This window comes from Oceanobacillus sp. J11TS1 (genome assembly GCF_018333215.1).
GTDB lineage: Bacteria > Bacillota > Bacilli > Bacillales > Amphibacillaceae > Oceanobacillus.
Genome location: NZ_BORO01000033.1, coordinates 1 through 15848, shown reverse-complemented (window position 1 = coordinate 15848; position 15848 = coordinate 1). Strand labels below are relative to the sequence as shown.

Genomic DNA, 15848 nt, shown 5'->3' with positions numbered 1-15848 from the left:
ATGGAAACGTTAGTAACCATCCTGGCAGGTGTATTAGTAACAGTAGCAACGTATCTCTTGCTGTCAAAGAGTTTAATTCGTGTCATTATAGGGACTGCTATCTTAACCCATGCAGGGCATCTATTAATTATGACACTCGCGAAATTAAAGACGGGAACAGTGCCGATAGTCGGTGAAGGAAATCCAGTAGACCCGCTTCCGCAAGCATTAATTTTAACGTCTATTGTTATCGGTTTTGCAGTAACTGCGGTTTCTCTCGTTCTTGCTTATCGAACGTACCAGGAGCTCGGGACAGATAAACTAGATAAGTTACGGGGGGATCCAGATGAATAATATCATTGTTATGCCGATGATGCTTCCGGTCTTAATCGGGATTATTCTTTTTTTCTTAAGACCATATATTAAAGCGCAGCGAGTACTTTCATTACTGACGCTGCTCGCGAATATCGGCATAAGCGTTTACGTGTTACAACAGATTCAACAAAACGGTATTATGCGCCTTGATTTTGGCGGCTGGGAGCCTCCATTTGGAATCTTGTTTGTAGCTGACAGTTTTTCTATACTGCTTGTATTGACAGCGAGCATTGTAGCAGCCGCATGTTTAATCTATTCCTTTTCTTCGGTTGAACCATCCTTTGAAAAGAATTTTTACTATTCCTTTGTTCTATTTCTCATTGCAGGGGTAAATGGTTCCTTTCTGACAGGGGATATCTTTAACCTGTATGTATGCTTTGAAATTATGCTTCTTGCATCTTACGTGTTAATTGCATTTGGAGGAAGAAAAGGGCAGCTTCGCGAATCAATTAAGTATGTCATCATCAATGTTGTCTCCTCGTGGATTTTCCTTGTAGCAATTGCTTATTTGTACGGAGTTATTGGAACGCTGAATATGGCGCATATATCAGAGCGTATTGCAGAGGTTGGGCAAACGCCAACGCTGACAGTTATCAGCGTTGTCCTATTGACTGTATTTGGACTTAAAGCAGGTTTATTCCTATACTTTTGGCTGCCAGGATCATATTCCACGCCAATTACGCCAGTTGCGGCGCTCTTTGGCGCTTTATTGACGAAGGTTGGAATTTACGCGATGTTCCGTGTGTTTACGCTCATGTTCTACCATGAACAGCAAATAACGCACACATTAATTGGGATTATGGCTGCACTGACCTTAATTGGCGGCAGTATTGGAGCGGTAGCATATAAGGATCTTAGGCTGGTTGCCTCTTATAATGTTGTGATTGCAGTTGGGTTTATTTTAGTAGGCTTAGCTGTTGCTACACCAGCTGCTATTGAAGGGTCCATCTATTATTTGATTCACGATATTATTATAAAAGCATTGCTCTTTTTACTGGTAGGTATCATGATTGCAGTATCTGGACAAACGAAAATGGATGATATCAGCGGACTTATCAAAAACCATCCGTTGCTTGGCTGGTTATTCTTCCTGACAACACTATCTTTAGCCGGAATCCCTCCGCTAAGCGGTTTTATTGGGAAGGTGCTTATTGGGGAAGGAGCTGTAGGGGCTGGAGCGTACGTTTTATTGGCTCTTGCGTTTATATCAAGTATTTTTGTCCTTTATTCATTAATGCGTATCTTCTTGACAAGTTTTTGGGGAGAAACCATTATTAGTCAGGATGAGGAAGTGCCGGTAAGGAAAGGCTGGCTTGTGTCTACGTGCATCTTAGCTGTAGGAACGATTGCTTTAGGATTAGGCGCTGAGCCTATGGCTATTTATATTCAAGATGCAGCAGAAACATTATTAAATCCGCAAATTTATATCGACGCAGTATTAGGGAGTAATTGACCTTACGAGGTCGATGGATGAATTATTCAACCTCGAAAGGAAATTGGCAACTCTTAATTAGGTTTCTCTAAAAACAAGGTGGTGAATGCAGAATGCCAGCACAGTTTTTATTAAATGTTTTTATTGCTGTATTATGGACGTTGATCAGTGATGAATCGGAATTACAGTTTACAACATTGGTTGCAGGTTATTTAGTAGGAATCGGAATCGTCTTTTTAATGCACCGATTTTTCGGAGAACGTTTTTATTTAGCACGCTTTTTTGCATTAATAAAGCTTATATTTATATTTACAAGGGAGCTTATTTTATCTTCCAAGCTGGTTGTTGGACAAATTTTAAAGCCAAAGCTTACGATTAAGCCGGGGCTGTTTAAATATGAGACAGTTCTCCAAGGAGATTGGGAAATAACTGCTCTAGCACTTTTATTAACATTAACTCCAGGTTCTGTTGTGATAGAAGTGACAGAAGAAGGGGATGCTTTTTATATTCATGCGATGGATGTGGAAGAGTCCAAAGAGATGTTGTTAAAGTCAATTGATAATTTTGAGAAAGCGATTATGGGGGTGACGCGCTAATGGTTCAAGGAATGCTGGTTACCGCTTTAACGATTTATGGAATAGCAATCTGTATCAGTGTATTTCGAATTATCATTGGTCCCAGTCTGCCTGATCGTATTGTCGCTTTAGATATGATTGGTGTGATGCTTGTATCTTCTATGGCAATCGTATCGGTGATACTGACAACTACAGCATTTTTAGAAGTTATATTAATTTTGGCTGTCTTAGCTTTTATTAGTACCATTGCCTTCTCGAAATATATTGAGAGGGGGACTATTATTGAATATCGACGCGACGATTGAGTTTATTGCTGCTTTATTTATGCTTGTTGGATCGATTATGGCATTAATCAGTGCGATAGGAATCATTCGTCTGCCGGATGTTTTTACACGATCTCATGCAGGTACAAAGAGTTCGACGCTTGCTGTTCTGTTAACCCTTGTCGGAGCATTTATTTATTTTGCTACGAATCAAGGCTTTTATAGTGTTCGGCTGCTGCTCGGAATCGCCTTTGTATTCCTGACTGCACCGGTTGCGGGGCATGTAATCACACGAGCGGCTTATCGGGCAAATGTGAAAATGGCAGATACAACGGTCGAAGATGAACTCAAAGAAGTTATGGATAAAGTCCAAGAAGAGGCGAAAAAAGAGCGTAGTGAAAGTGGCGAAGTAATTATAGAAGATGAAAAGAAACCGAACAAAGAGCATTCAGACTAGAGTGCTCTTTGTTTATATATTCAAGATGCTGTGTGGTTTTTAAGATTTATATAGGTTTTTAGGACCGGCTAATCGGGTAAGATAGGAAAGTAACTGGGGGGTTAGATTAATGGTAAAACCGATTGTAAAGGATAAAGGAATAGACCATACAATAGATTTTTTAAGAGAAGGCTATTCTTACTTCTCGAAGCAAATGAATGAATATCATGCAGATGTAATGCAATTTCGGATGTTTGGGCGAAAGCTGGTAATGGTGCGTGGAGAAGAAGCAGCAGACTTCGTTAAAGATAGGGCAATGTTTCAACGAGAAAAAAGTATTCCAGAGCTATCTTCCAGCTCGCTAACGGAAGAAAATGGCGTGTTTTATCTCGCTGATATGGATACCTATCATGAGAATAAATGGCTGCAATACGCATTAAATACAGAAAAATTGAAAGAATTTGAATGGATTATCAGACAACGCTGGGAAGAAAGAATAGAAGCTTGGAAAATAGAACCATCCATTCATTTTGTAACCGAAATGGAAGAGATGTGGGTGATTGCAATTTGTAACTGGTTAGGCATTCCAATTCGTGCAAATAACCTTAAGCAACGTACCAAGGATATTCAACAATATGTGCAATTGTTTTCAAGGTATGGATTCAATCAATGGAATAGGAATCAAGCCAGAAACCACTTAGAAAAGTGGCTTGTATTTATAGTTCGTCAGCTAAGGGCAGGCAGAATCCATATCGATGAAGATAAAATCCTTTACAAGCTGGCTTGGTATGAGGATAAATCAAATCAAATTTTACCAACTAAAACAGTGGTTCATGCGTTATTATTACTTATCCGGACTTTTGCAGCTTCTAGCAGATGGGTTATCTACAGTCAATTAGCACTTATTGAAAATCCGGAGTTAAAAGCGCGTCTTCAGGTTGATGAGAAATATGTCCAATGTTTTATCTATGAAGTTATCCGCTTTTATTCTATTGTGCCTTTTTCGGCTGCGAAGACACAACAGCATCTCTTCTGGAAAGAAATGTTCTTTCCCAAAAACGAGACTGTATTATTTGATATATATGGGACGAACCATCATCCGTGCAGATGGACTCAGCCAGAATTGTTTCAACCTGATCGATTTTTAGAAAAGGCAGCTGATTCCGAAGCAGGCGTGGGTAAAGAGCTTGGTTCTGTAAAAGAGAGTGTAACAGTACAGTTAATGAGAGTGAATTTATCGTATCTGTTACGAACGGATTGGATTGTACCGGATCAGATTCCGGACTCCCGAAGTGCGGAGATTCCTGCAAGGCTAAAAAACGGTCTGCGTCTGAAGTTTTATCAGGAAAGGGAGAATTATTGAAAAGATATTTTACAGCTGAGAAATTAAGAGGGAGATTATATTTGGGGTCCCTAGAGGAAATCGTTCTTCAAATTGGGACCCCGATAATTACCTATTCATTCATTAATTCGCCTACAATAGAATAGGAGTACAGTCTTGCTTTAATATCGTAAATTTGTGATGTGATTATAATCTCATCTGCATCTGTTTCTTTGCGGAATGCTTCTAATCCTTTACGAACAGTTTCTTTATTTCCAATAATGGTTGTTCGTGGGCTTAAGGACTCTTGTACAGCAGCTTTTTCTGCTGGTGACCAGATAGCATCCATACTCTCAACAGGAGGCTGTAGTTTTGTTTCTATGCCTTTACGCAGATTTAAAAATTGCATCTGATGGGATGTAGCTAAGCGAGCAGCCTCTTCATCTGTATCAGCTGCGATGACATTTACAGCAACCATCGCATAAGGCTTGTCTAATGCTTCAGAGGCTTGGAAACGGTCGCGATAGAGATTTAGTGCTGGAACGGTATATGCAGGTGCAAAATGGCTGGCAAATGAAAATGGCAACCCTTTTTCAGCTGCTAAGCGTGCACTGAAATCGCTGGAACCAAGCAGCCAGATTGGAATATCCAGTCCTTGCCCAGGTATCGCTTTAACACGGGAAACAGGATTGGTTGAAAAATAGTCCTGTAATTCATTTACTTGCATTGGGAAGTCTTCTGGACCGGCATGAAGCGTACGGCGTAATGCAAATGCAGTTGCCTGATCACTGCCAGGCGCACGGCCTAATCCTAAATCAATACGACCAGGGTAAAGGGACTCAAGAGTACCAAATTGTTCAGCGATTACGAGGCTAGCATGATTTGGTAACATAATGCCGCCAGAACCTACACGAATGGAATTGGTATGTCCAGCGATATGCCCTATTAGCAGGGAGGTAGCTGAGCTCGAAATTCCTTTCATATTATGGTGTTCTGCAAACCAATAGCGGTGAAATCCCAGTTTTTCAACATGTTGCGCCAGGCGGACACTTTCTTGAAAAGCTTGTCTAGCGTCACCACCTTCAATGATTGGCGCGAGATCAAGAACGGATAAAGGTATATTTTGAAATCTTTTGTATGGTTGAATATCCATTAGAACCCTCCTTACTTAATGAAAATAATAAAGGTTTCTTGCTACCGAGTCCAATGTTTAAACTTATCGGTTTAATGAAGAATATATTGTTTTGTAATAAGAGGTTCTTCTTCTGTAAAATAAGGTACAGGTATAAATGGATATAATAAATTTTACTTTCACGTTTAGGACTATAAAAATCAGTAAACCATACGGCAGTAAATAACTAACGGCTGATTATAGGCATACTTGCATCCGCTTGGGAAGTTTCATAAAAAGAATGTAAATACGATTTGCTAACCTTGTCTCAATCAAGTAATATAGGGAAAGTAGAAAAAATGGAAATGAGGGTATATTGATGAGTAATTCATCTATCTACGGATTAACATATGAACAATTGAAATCGTGGCTAATGGAACATGGTGAAAAACGATTCCGTGCAGACCAAGTGTGGAATTGGTTATATAAAAATCGAATCAATCGATTTGAAGATATGAATAATGTCAATCAGGCAACAATTGATCTTTTGAAGGAAAACTTTGTACTACATACAATGGAAGAAGAAATCCGCCAAGAATCAAAAGATGGGACAATTAAATTTCTATTTAAACTGGCAGATGGTAATATCATCGAGACAGTTCTTATGCGTTTTAATTATGGCTTATCTGTCTGTGTTACGACACAAGTTGGATGTAATATTGGCTGTTCTTTTTGCGCAAGCGGACTATTACGAAAGAACCGGGACCTTTCCAGCGGTGAAATCGTAGAACAGATTATGAATGTACAAAAACATTTGGATGACCGGGGCGAGGAAGATCGTGTTAGTCATATTGTTGTCATGGGAATCGGTGAACCATTAGATAACTACAAAAATTTGATGGACTTTTTATATGTTGTTAACGATGACCGCGGTTTGAATATCGGTGCACGTCACATTACGGTTTCAACTAGTGGATTAGCCCATAAAATGTATGACTTTGCGGATGAACCAATTCAAGTGAACTTGGCTATTTCTTTACATGCGCCGAATAATGAGCTGCGTACGAAAATCATGAAGATTAATCGCGCATTCCCAATTGAAAAATTGATGAAAGCTGTAGATTACTATTTAGAGAAAAAGAATCGTCGTATTACGTACGAATATATTATGCTTCATGACGTCAATGATCATCAGGAAGAAGCGCGTCAGTTAGCTAAATTGATTGGAAATCACCGTCATTTAGCTTATGTGAACTTGATCCCGTATAATACGGTAGATGAACATATTGAATATCGCCGAAGCAGCTCTGAGAATATCCAAGCCTTCTATGAAACGTTAAAAGCGGAAGGAATCCATTGTGGTGTTCGTTGGGAAAATGGTGCGGATATAGACGCAGCATGCGGTCAATTACGCAGTAAGCAAATTAAAAAGACAAAAGCAGTTTAATGCACGTTTACAGGTAAGATAAAGGATGGAAGCTTTCTCACTAGAGTAAGCTTCTTTTTGGAATTAGAGGATAGAAGGAAAGAATCGCTTTGATATGGTAGGGGGAGGGGAGAGACAATGATAAAAATTAGGGGAATAAAAGAACAAGATGATGTTATCATGGAGTCTATTATCAAGCATTCTTTAGAAACGCATGGTTTAGACCAAGAAGGTACGGCATATACAGATCCACAATTAAGTGCCCTTACTGCCCATTATACAGCACGCCCTTTAGATAAATATTGGGTAATTGAATTAGATAGTGAAGTCGTTGGCGGAATAGGGATAGGAATGTATGATCAAGAAAAAGAAATTTGTGAATTACAGAAGCTTTATTTGGCTCCTAAAGCGCTTGGGAAGGGTTTAGCTAATGAATTAATGAAAACTGCTCTCAGCTATGCTTCTGTGCATTTTAAGCGGTGTTATTTAGAAACAAGGCATGAACTTGAAGCAGCAAGTAAATTATATGAAAAATATGGATTCGAACGTTTAGATGCTCCATTAGAGGGCAGTAATCACTCGGCAATGGATCGATGGTATATAAAAGATTTACAGTAACTAAAGAAGCGGGATTTTAGCACAATGACTAAAATCCTGCTTCTTTTATTATTTTTTTAGCATCGATTTTGGCGGTGAGGACTTAAATAAAAAGAGAAAATTGGTGCAGAAAATATCGATTTTATAAATGTGTGCATGTAAACGATAAATGTGTACAAAAGTAAACAATAAAGTAAACTTGTAAACAATAACGTGTAGGCGTTGGCATTGCAGTGTTGGTAAATGTACACAAGAAAATAAACATGTAAACATTTTGTCGAAACGCTTGTGGAAACGAGAGAATACGTTTATGCTAGATACATAGTTTTTATTCATATTGAAAACATTCTATAAGGTAGTTTTATAGAATGTGCATATGATCCCGTGTCTATTATTTAATAGACGTATATAAAAACTCTTCATTTTGAAAGGAGCTTGTAAATGACAAATTCAAGAATTGCAGCAATCGATGTAGGTAATGATGCGTTAAAAGCTAATTTTGGAAAATTAGAAAATGAATATTACATACCCAATGTGGTAGCGCCGGATTTGAAAGATAGACCGGTAATTGGAATAGAAGAACTGGATACGAAGGAAGTATTAGATAATATCCATATTCGAATTCATTCCCCTGCCCTATCTGAAAATAACATTGTTTATAGAGTAGGAAATCTAGCTACAAAAACAACCAACTCTCAAGAATTAGATCCAGGCAGCAGCAAATCAGAAGAAGACCAGACATTAGTGATGCTGCTTGCTTCTTTAGCATTAGATTCAGTAGAAAGTGAAGCCTTTAAGGAGAGAAACGGTGTTTATGATGCTACTTATACACTAGGAACAGGCTTGCCGCTTAGAGAAGTAAAAGAAGGAAAAGATGTAGGATATCGTTCTCGTTTACTGGGTTCTGTGCATCAAGTAGAATTTTTAGTCACACCAAAATATCAAGGAAAGAAAGTAAATATTAAATTTGATGAAGTGAAGGTTTATCCAGAAGGATTTGCAGCATATGTCAATTTAATCATGGATAATGATTTAAAAGTTATCAACAAGGATTTAATTAACAAGCAAATTTTAATCCAAGATATTGGCGGGTTATCCACAGATATTGCGGTTATTCGCAATCGTAATGTGGATGACGATAAAGCTCAAGGTTTTAATATTGGCGTTTCGGAATCGTTGGAACAAATTCGTGAAGAAATTAGGTCTAAACACGGTGTGGAACTTGACAGCAGACGAGATGTCGTGGATATTATCACGAGAAAAAATGACCGTAATCACATCATGGTAAAAGGGAGCCGTACAAACGTACATGATATTACAGATCATATTCTATTAGAGCTTGCGAAGAAAGAATATCGCTATTTACGCAATGTATGGAGTAAAAATTCACAGACAGAGATTTGCTATTTTGTTGGCGGTGGTTCTGCAGTTCTCAAGGATTATATCAAAGCTCTAAACAATAAATTAGATGGTTATAATATTGAATTCTTTGAGAATGAAAATGAGAGCATCTGGATGATGGCCAATGCGTATTATAAATTAATCACTGATTTTGTACAGAAGAATCAAAAACCAGAGAAGGTCGAGAAGACAAAGACAGCAAAGTAAGGTGATCCCATGGGAAAGAATATCGAAAGAGGACAAACAATCACATTTCGAATTCCTTCAGACACCCCAGAATACTTACTAAAACAATTACAACAATTGAAGGAAACCGAACGAAGAAACTTCTCTAGTAAAATAGCAAGTTTTGTCCTAAAAGGTGTGAATGAAACGAGTGTGAAAGAAAGGGAAACAGTGACAATTCCTCTTCCTAGACCACTGACAAAGGAACAAAAAAGCTGGTTGAAACACGAACACTCTGAGGCATTGATCGGAACGATTTTATACGAACTGTTAACTGATCCAATGCGTGCGACAGCATTATTAACTTCCATGAATCGCAGTACGGAGAATGCCTTTTCCTATATCGAGGAAAAACAAAGCTATGCCTCTACACAAGAGGAAGCATCCTCTTTAGAAAATTGGAATATGGATGATTTAAATATAGACGAGTTAAATATTCATGATTCTGAGGAAGATAACGAAGAAGAAGAAGAGTTAAATCCATTAAGCGATTTCTTTTCAAGTATGAATAAATAGGAAAAAGGCAGTTTCTAATGTATATAGAAGCTGCCTTTTTCCTATTTATATAGACTAAAGTAAATATACATAATTGGGGATAAATCTGTGGACATCCATGGAACAACTTTTAACAATCCACAGCTTATGCACAGGTCAACTTGTGGATAAAAAATTGGTATTAAAAACCGTTTCTAAATGCTTTTATTTCTATTAAATTAAGCTATAATGAAAACTTGAGTCTAATAATAGATGAAATATTAGATAGGAAGTACTTATTAATTATTCTTTGGTGAGGCTATCCCACCCAAGAAATATCGTGCATAATGTTAGAGTCGCTAATCTAGGAATCTGTTGTTTTAGGATAAAAAAGCTCGAAATAGAGAATAGTTAAAACAGACTATCTTAGGATAAAATTATTGCGTAGTTAAATAAACTATGATAGTGTTTAATACAAGATGTGGGAATGAAATTAACCACTTAATACCATATATTGTGTCTTGCTGGGGTTGGCATTAAAATTGCTGAGAATGGGGGAGCCTACCAAAAATAAAGGTTAACCCTCCAACTGAGTGTATTCGACATGGGGCGATTTACTATATCTAGTATGCGTAGTGGATTGCTTTTAATGAAAAATACAAATCAGTAGTTTCACCTCGCAAGGCGCTTATTATTTGGACGGAAGAAGAGTTAAAGGAACGGATTGGAAGAATACATATTTATTTAATAAATATTTAAAAATAATTGTTAACCTAATATATAAATTGATTACAGGAGGCTTCAAAATGACCATTGTTATTAACCCAACCTCAATTCAAGAAAAGATAAATAATGCCTCAGAAGGCCTGAAAGTAGATGCTGCTTCTTGGTTTGAAAAAGTAGAAAAACAAACACATGGTGTTGCTTCAAGCAAAAGAGTTACGGATACCTTAGTCCAGACAGCTCTTGAAAATATAGATGAAGCAAATCCGGACTGGACTTATGCAGCCGCACGTATTTATTTGGAGAACTTATATAAAGAAGCAGCTGCAAATCGCGGTTATGATGAAAGTGAAAAATATGGATCCTTTTATCAACTTATTAAAATGTTGACAGAAAAAGGTATCTATACAACAGCTTTCTTGGAAAAGTACACAAAAGAAGAAATTGATCGCATTGGCAGCTTTGTGTTACCGGACAAAGATAGGCTATTTAACTATTTAGGAATTTACACTATTGCAACACGATATTTAGCAACGGATCATCAGAAACGTGTATTTGAGCTTCCTCAAGAGCGCTGGTTAGTCATTGCCATGCATTTAATGCAAGATGAACCAAAAAATAAACGTATAAAATATATTAAAGAAGCATACTGGGCTTTAAGTAATTTATACATGACGGTAGCAACACCGACATTAACGAATGCAGGGAAGACACATGGTCAACTTTCAAGCTGTTTTATTGATACCGTTGATGACAGTCTGCAGGCAATTTATGATAGTAATACTGATATTGCTAAGCTTTCTAAAAACGGCGGCGGAATTGGCGTTTACATGGGTAAAATTCGTGCGAGAGGCAGCTCAATCAAGGGATTTAAAGGTATGTCGAGCGGTGTGGTTCCATGGATTAAACAATTAAATAATACAGCAGTCAGCGTTGACCAGCTGGGAACACGTAAAGGCGCGATAGCAATTTATTTGGATATATGGCATCGTGATATTGAATCGTTCCTGGATTTAAAGCTTAATAATGGGGACGACCGCATGCGTGCGCATGATATCTTTACTGGAGTCTGTTTACCGGATTACTTTATGGAGCAGGTTGAACAGCGTGGAGATTGGTACTTATTTGATCCGCATGAAGTCCGTCAAGTAATGGGCTTTTCTTTAGAAGACTTTTATGATGAAGAAAAAGGTAACGGCACATGGCGTAAGAAGTATGAAGCGTGTGTAGCCAATGAGGAGTTAACAAAAGAAAAAGTTCCTGCCATTGAAATTATGAAACGGTTGATGCGTTCACAATTGGAATCCGGAACACCATTTATGTTTTATCGTGATGAAGTTAACCGTCAAAATGCAAATTCACATGAGGGCATTATTTATTGCTCTAACTTATGTACAGAAATTACACAAAATCAGTCACCGACTTCTTTTGTGGAAGAGTTCTTAGAAAATGAAAATACAATTGTACGGAAATACCAAGCTGGGGATTATGTTGTTTGTAATTTAAGCTCTATTAATCTTGGAAGAGCTGTTTCTAATGATGTGTTGGAACGCCTTATTCCTATTCAGGTTCGTATGTTAGATAACGTCATTGATATCAATACGCTTCCGATTATGCAAGCATCTATTACCAATCAAAAATACCGTGCAATCGGCTTAGGAACATTTGGATGGCATCACCTTCTAGCATTAAAAGGCATTAGCTGGGAAACAGAAGAGGCTATTCAATATGCAGATGAACTTTATGAAAACATTGCTTATTTAACGATTAAAAGCAGTATGGAATTAAGTAAAGAAAAAGGTGCTTACCCTGTTTATGAAGGAAGTAAATGGAGCACAGGCGTTTATTTTGACCAAAAAGGCTATACGGACTCTAAATGGACTGCATTAAAAGAAGAAGTCAAAGAGAACGGTATCCGGAACGGTTATTTAATGGCTGTTGCGCCAAACTCTACAACTGCAATGATTGCAGGTTCGACAGCGAGTATTGATCCTATCTTCCAAGTTTTCTATTATGAGGAGAAGAAAGATTTTAAAATTCCTGTAACGGCACCGGCATTAGATCATAACACGTACAATGTATACCGCCGTTCTGCGTATATCGTCGATCAGCGTTACTCTGTAAGTCAAAATGCAAAGCGTCAACGTCATATCGACCAAAGTTTATCATTTAACTTCTATGTACCAAATACAATTCGCGCATCTGTACTGCTAGATCTGCACTTACAGGCATGGAGGGAAGGACTGAAGACAACTTACTACGTACGTTCAACATCAAATGATGTGGAAGAGTGTGAGTGGTGTCAAAGTTGAGGATACTCATTGCCTATCTAAGCTATAGTGGGAATACAGAAGAAGTCGCCGCATATATTGGAGATTATTTAGATAGAGAAGGGTTTACGATTGAGTGGCATCGTATCGGTATCGATGTCCTCAACGACCTTGCGTATTACGATCTTATATTTTTAGGGACATTTACTTGGGAAAGGGGAGCTACCCCTGATGAAGTAAAAGATTTTGTTTTGGAAGTTGGTTATAAACCTGAAAATATGGTTGTTTTTGGAACTGGAGATACGCAATTTGGCGGGGATGATTTATTCTGCAAAGCTGCAGATAAGTTAGCTCATTTTTACAAGAGCAATTATCCAGCTCTTAAAATCGAACAGTCACCACGTGGTTCGCAGGAGAAAAAGATTGACCAGTGGCTAGAAGGAGTGTTAAACAATGCAAAAAGTAACGCTTGAACGTGCAAAAACGTTAGAGCCGCGTTTCCCAAATAAATCAACAGGTTTATTCGGCGGTGAATCAAGTGGAATACTAAATTGGAATGATATTGCTTATCCACATTGGTATAAGATGTACAAACGTCTTGTTGGAAACTACTGGCAAGCAGATGAAGTGAATATGTCCAGTGATGTCAAGCAATTTTCTACATTAACAAAAGAAGAGCAAGATGCTTATTTAAAAATAATTGGATTACTATCCACATTAGATGCACCGCAAACAAGAACAGCGTTGTTAATTTCACTTTATGCAACAGATCCCTCTGTTCAATCCATTATGGCGGTTATTGCTCAACAGGAAGCTGTGCACAATGAAAGTTATTCTTATGTGCTATCTTCTGTTGTTTCCTGGAATGAACAGAACGAAGCTTTCCAATTAGGAAGAACAGATGAATTGTTAATGAAGCGAAATGAAGAACTTACAGAGCAATACAATGCCTTTGTGGAAAATCCAACTTTGGAAAATATCCTTAAAACCTTAGTATATACTTCCCTATTAGAAGGAATGTTTTTCTATTCTGGATTTGCTTTCTTTTATCATTTGGCCAGACAAAATAAAATGGTAGGAACATCCACCATGATCAGCTATATTAACCGTGATGAGCTGGAACATGGACGCTTTGTAACAGAGTTATTTAGAGCAACATTGGCGGAGAATCCAGAGTATAATAATAAAGAATTTATCGATTGGATTTACGATCATTTCCGTAGTTCCATTGATCTTGAATTAGAATGGTCTCATTATGTTCTTGCGGACATTGATGGCATTGATATGGACGAACTTGATGGTTATATCAAATATCGGGCCAATAAAATGCTGCGTATGATGGGATTAGAAGAGATTTATCCGGAACATGTGGAAAATCCAATGAAATGGATTCGTGCGTATGTGGATAATTTTGATGGGACAAAAACAGATTTCTTTGAACAGAAATCACGTCAATATACGAAAACAAGTGATTTGAATGGGTTTGACGATTTGTAAGATAAAAAAGCTTTTACGTTTGGGACGTAAAAGCTTTTTTAATGCCTTCCAAAACTAAAACAGTCAACGGACATTGGAGTGCTGTGGATAAAGTAGATACTTATAAACAGTTTTATTCGTTGATTGTGGATAATTCTCCGGTTATGGCATCTACACCATAAATATCACTGTTTACTTTACCGTATAATTGGTACATTTTTGTTTGCTGATTGTAGACATATACGGGTTCTAATTCAATGTGCTCGTATAAGAGTTTAGCTGCTGTATCTGTATCTACTTTCGGTGCCTCTGCTTCCTCGAAAAAGTCAAATGCTTCTACTAAAGGTTTTGTGTCCATATAGTTATTAACCTCTAATGTATCAGGATCGATCCAAAGGGTTAAAGATGGATAAACTACTTTCCTTGTCTCTGCTGCAGGGGCCAAACTCGCTAATATATACCCTTGCTCCTGTTTAACAGAAGTTAAGCGCCAGAAACCACTATCGCTTGGGAATTCCCTCCGCATCATATTCGTAATTTCTATTACGATTTGATTTATTTTATCATTTGAAAAAGGCTTGGCTTCGATTGGAGCTGTTTTATTTTGAAAAGCTTCCTCCTCTGTGACTGTACGTTGTAAATGAAGTTCCTTTTTTTCAAATGGTTCTGTCAAAGGTTCTTGCCAGGTTAAAGTAATATCTAAGGGTGTATAAGATAGATTATTCTCCACTTCATCGAAATAAATGATAGAATTAGGATCTTGATTGTGGATTAGGAAACTGGATATAACATAAAGAGGTTTCCATGAATTTGTAGACTCATCTGGAACTTCGATTAATTTACAATGATCTGTTAGTAAAGGGTGAACTGCTTCATCCACTAAATTAAAAGGTTCCCATTGGATTTGAGATTCATCTGCAAATGCACCATGGACTAAAAAGCTTGATAAGATCCCCGCTTCATTAAAGTGAATACGGATGACCCCTCCAGGGAAAAGCTTCATATTATCCACAGCTGCATGAAATTCAATGGCTTCTTTGGTCTCTTTCACGAGTTTAAATTGTCTTCCATATTCTAGCTGTGTCTGGCCTTCAATCCAGTCAATAACAGCTTCTAAATTATCCACACGTGGAAATAGTTCTTCAGGTAATAGATTCTTTTCATCCACAAATACCATATCTATTAGCATTTTAGTATGAATATCCACAGAAATTTCAACGGCTCCTGCTGGATTTGAATCACCTTCTTTGATTGCTCCATTTGGCAGCCAATTCATACTCAAAGCAATTTGATCATCATCCTGTTTGATTAAATCAAAGCTTTCTAAATAAAAATCATTCAGCTGGAATTGTTCACGTGTATTCTTGATCATTTCTTCTGTAGTAGGGTGCATACCTATACCTCATTTCTTACTGATAACATTTAGTAAAGTATAACATTGTTACCACTATTTATTGTACCCATTTATACAAGGGGATTATAGAGCATGAAGGAACTTATCATCCGATAGAACCGCTCCGAATCCGGCCGAACCGCTCCAAAATAGGAAAAAGCGCTCCACTTCAAGCTAAATCCGTTCCAAGATAGGAAAAAGCGCTCCACCCCAGCCCAACTCCGCTCCGAAAAAGAAGAAAGCGCGGTACTGTCAATAAGTATGTGTAAATCCCCAGGTAGTGCGCCGGTTTTACATGGAGTGGTGGGCATGGTAGCCTTCGTGGTAAGGTCAACACTTTTTTTCATAGTTGGGGCTTGGCCTATGAACCA

The 15848-nt window shown here is 37.8% G+C and carries 15 protein-coding genes; 13 read left to right on the top strand and 2 right to left on the bottom strand.

Annotation, left to right across the window (positions count from 1 at the left end):
- The 6 genes from KI343_RS17635 to KI343_RS17610 all read left to right on the top strand — a co-directional run bounded on the left by KI343_RS17635 (window position 1) and on the right by KI343_RS17610 (window position 4423).
- Complete coding sequence (locus KI343_RS17635; protein ID WP_212927737.1) at window positions 1-333, top strand: Na(+)/H(+) antiporter subunit C; 333 nt, start codon at window positions 1-3, stop codon at window positions 331-333.
- Entirely contained in the window at window positions 326-1807 is a 1482-nt protein-coding gene (locus tag KI343_RS17630) for a Na+/H+ antiporter subunit D (protein WP_212927736.1), read from the top strand. Before KI343_RS17635 ends, KI343_RS17630 begins: the two co-directional genes overlap by 8 nt.
- Before the next feature lie 92 nt (window positions 1808-1899).
- On the top strand, window positions 1900-2382 hold the full coding sequence (locus KI343_RS17625) for a Na+/H+ antiporter subunit E (RefSeq protein ID WP_212927735.1): 483 nt from the start codon (window positions 1900-1902) through the stop codon (window positions 2380-2382).
- Window positions 2382-2666, top strand: coding sequence for a Na(+)/H(+) antiporter subunit F1 (locus tag KI343_RS17620; protein ID WP_212927734.1), 285 nt, complete (start codon window positions 2382-2384; stop codon window positions 2664-2666). The genes KI343_RS17625 and KI343_RS17620 overlap by 1 nt, the downstream gene beginning before the upstream one ends.
- The gene (locus KI343_RS17615) at window positions 2644-3081 is read left to right on the top strand and encodes a Na+/H+ antiporter subunit G (RefSeq protein WP_212927733.1); all 438 of its coding nucleotides are present in this window, start codon (window positions 2644-2646) and stop codon (window positions 3079-3081) included. The genes KI343_RS17620 and KI343_RS17615 overlap by 23 nt, the downstream gene beginning before the upstream one ends.
- A gap of 109 nt (window positions 3082-3190) precedes the next feature.
- Complete coding sequence (locus KI343_RS17610) at window positions 3191-4423, top strand: cytochrome P450 (RefSeq protein WP_212927732.1); 1233 nt, start codon at window positions 3191-3193, stop codon at window positions 4421-4423.
- A gap of 91 nt (window positions 4424-4514) precedes the next feature.
- Here the strand turns inward: KI343_RS17610 and KI343_RS17605 are convergent, their stop codons facing one another.
- Complete coding sequence (locus KI343_RS17605; RefSeq protein ID WP_212927731.1) at window positions 4515-5534, bottom strand: LLM class flavin-dependent oxidoreductase; 1020 nt, start codon at window positions 5532-5534, stop codon at window positions 4515-4517.
- A 337-nt stretch (window positions 5535-5871) separates the two neighbouring features.
- On the opposite strand from KI343_RS17605, the gene rlmN reads away from it, so the two are divergent.
- From rlmN to KI343_RS17570, 7 genes are all read left to right on the top strand, one after another.
- On the top strand, window positions 5872-6939 hold the full coding sequence (gene rlmN / locus KI343_RS17600) for a dual-specificity RNA methyltransferase RlmN (RefSeq protein WP_212927730.1): 1068 nt from the start codon (window positions 5872-5874) through the stop codon (window positions 6937-6939).
- Window positions 6940-7056: 117 nt separating this feature from the next.
- Window positions 7057-7536: a GNAT family N-acetyltransferase gene (locus tag KI343_RS17595; RefSeq protein ID WP_374705450.1), complete on the top strand. Its 480-nt coding sequence runs from the start codon at window positions 7057-7059 to the stop codon at window positions 7534-7536.
- Between the two features lie 420 nt (window positions 7537-7956).
- On the top strand, window positions 7957-9123 hold the full coding sequence (locus tag KI343_RS17590; protein ID WP_212927729.1) for a ParM/StbA family protein: 1167 nt from the start codon (window positions 7957-7959) through the stop codon (window positions 9121-9123).
- A gap of 9 nt (window positions 9124-9132) precedes the next feature.
- Window positions 9133-9657, top strand: a complete 525-nt coding sequence (locus KI343_RS17585) for a hypothetical protein (protein WP_212927728.1) — start codon at window positions 9133-9135, stop codon at window positions 9655-9657.
- Between the two features lie 764 nt (window positions 9658-10421).
- Window positions 10422-12650, top strand: coding sequence for a ribonucleoside-diphosphate reductase subunit alpha (locus KI343_RS17580; RefSeq protein WP_212927727.1), 2229 nt, complete (start codon window positions 10422-10424; stop codon window positions 12648-12650).
- Complete coding sequence (locus KI343_RS17575; protein ID WP_212927726.1) at window positions 12635-13081, top strand: flavodoxin; 447 nt, start codon at window positions 12635-12637, stop codon at window positions 13079-13081. The genes KI343_RS17580 and KI343_RS17575 overlap by 16 nt, the downstream gene beginning before the upstream one ends.
- Window positions 13062-14105, top strand: a complete 1044-nt coding sequence (locus KI343_RS17570; RefSeq protein ID WP_212927725.1) for a ribonucleotide-diphosphate reductase subunit beta — start codon at window positions 13062-13064, stop codon at window positions 14103-14105. The genes KI343_RS17575 and KI343_RS17570 overlap by 20 nt, the downstream gene beginning before the upstream one ends.
- A 112-nt stretch (window positions 14106-14217) precedes the next feature.
- Here the strand turns inward: KI343_RS17570 and KI343_RS17565 are convergent, their stop codons facing one another.
- Window positions 14218-15477 carry a hypothetical protein gene (locus KI343_RS17565; RefSeq protein WP_212927724.1) on the bottom strand — a complete coding sequence of 420 codons (1260 nt, stop codon included), beginning with the start codon at window positions 15475-15477 and terminating at the stop codon, window positions 14218-14220.
- Window positions 15478-15848: the final 371 nt, after the last annotated feature.

Excerpts from the sequence above, each read along its gene's own strand:
- KI343_RS17635 (WP_212927737.1), top strand. The coding sequence starts at position 1 with ATGGAAACGTTAGTAACCATCCTGGCAGGTGTATTAGTAACAGTAGCA.
- KI343_RS17630 (WP_212927736.1), top strand. The coding sequence starts at position 326 with ATGAATAATATCATTGTTATGCCGATGATGCTTCCGGTCTTAATCGGG.
- KI343_RS17625 (WP_212927735.1), top strand. The coding sequence starts at position 1,900 with ATGCCAGCACAGTTTTTATTAAATGTTTTTATTGCTGTATTATGGACG.
- KI343_RS17620 (WP_212927734.1), top strand. The coding sequence starts at position 2,382 with ATGGTTCAAGGAATGCTGGTTACCGCTTTAACGATTTATGGAATAGCA.
- KI343_RS17610 (WP_212927732.1), top strand. The coding sequence starts at position 3,191 with ATGGTAAAACCGATTGTAAAGGATAAAGGAATAGACCATACAATAGAT.
- KI343_RS17605 (WP_212927731.1), bottom strand. The coding sequence starts at position 5,534 with ATGGATATTCAACCATACAAAAGATTTCAAAATATACCTTTATCCGTT.
- rlmN (WP_212927730.1), top strand. The coding sequence starts at position 5,872 with ATGAGTAATTCATCTATCTACGGATTAACATATGAACAATTGAAATCG.
- KI343_RS17595 (WP_374705450.1), top strand. The coding sequence starts at position 7,057 with ATGATAAAAATTAGGGGAATAAAAGAACAAGATGATGTTATCATGGAG.
- KI343_RS17590 (WP_212927729.1), top strand. The coding sequence starts at position 7,957 with ATGACAAATTCAAGAATTGCAGCAATCGATGTAGGTAATGATGCGTTA.
- KI343_RS17585 (WP_212927728.1), top strand. The coding sequence starts at position 9,133 with ATGGGAAAGAATATCGAAAGAGGACAAACAATCACATTTCGAATTCCT.
- KI343_RS17580 (WP_212927727.1), top strand. The coding sequence starts at position 10,422 with ATGACCATTGTTATTAACCCAACCTCAATTCAAGAAAAGATAAATAAT.
- KI343_RS17570 (WP_212927725.1), top strand. The coding sequence starts at position 13,062 with ATGCAAAAAGTAACGCTTGAACGTGCAAAAACGTTAGAGCCGCGTTTC.
- KI343_RS17565 (WP_212927724.1), bottom strand. The coding sequence starts at position 15,477 with ATGCACCCTACTACAGAAGAAATGATCAAGAATACACGTGAACAATTC.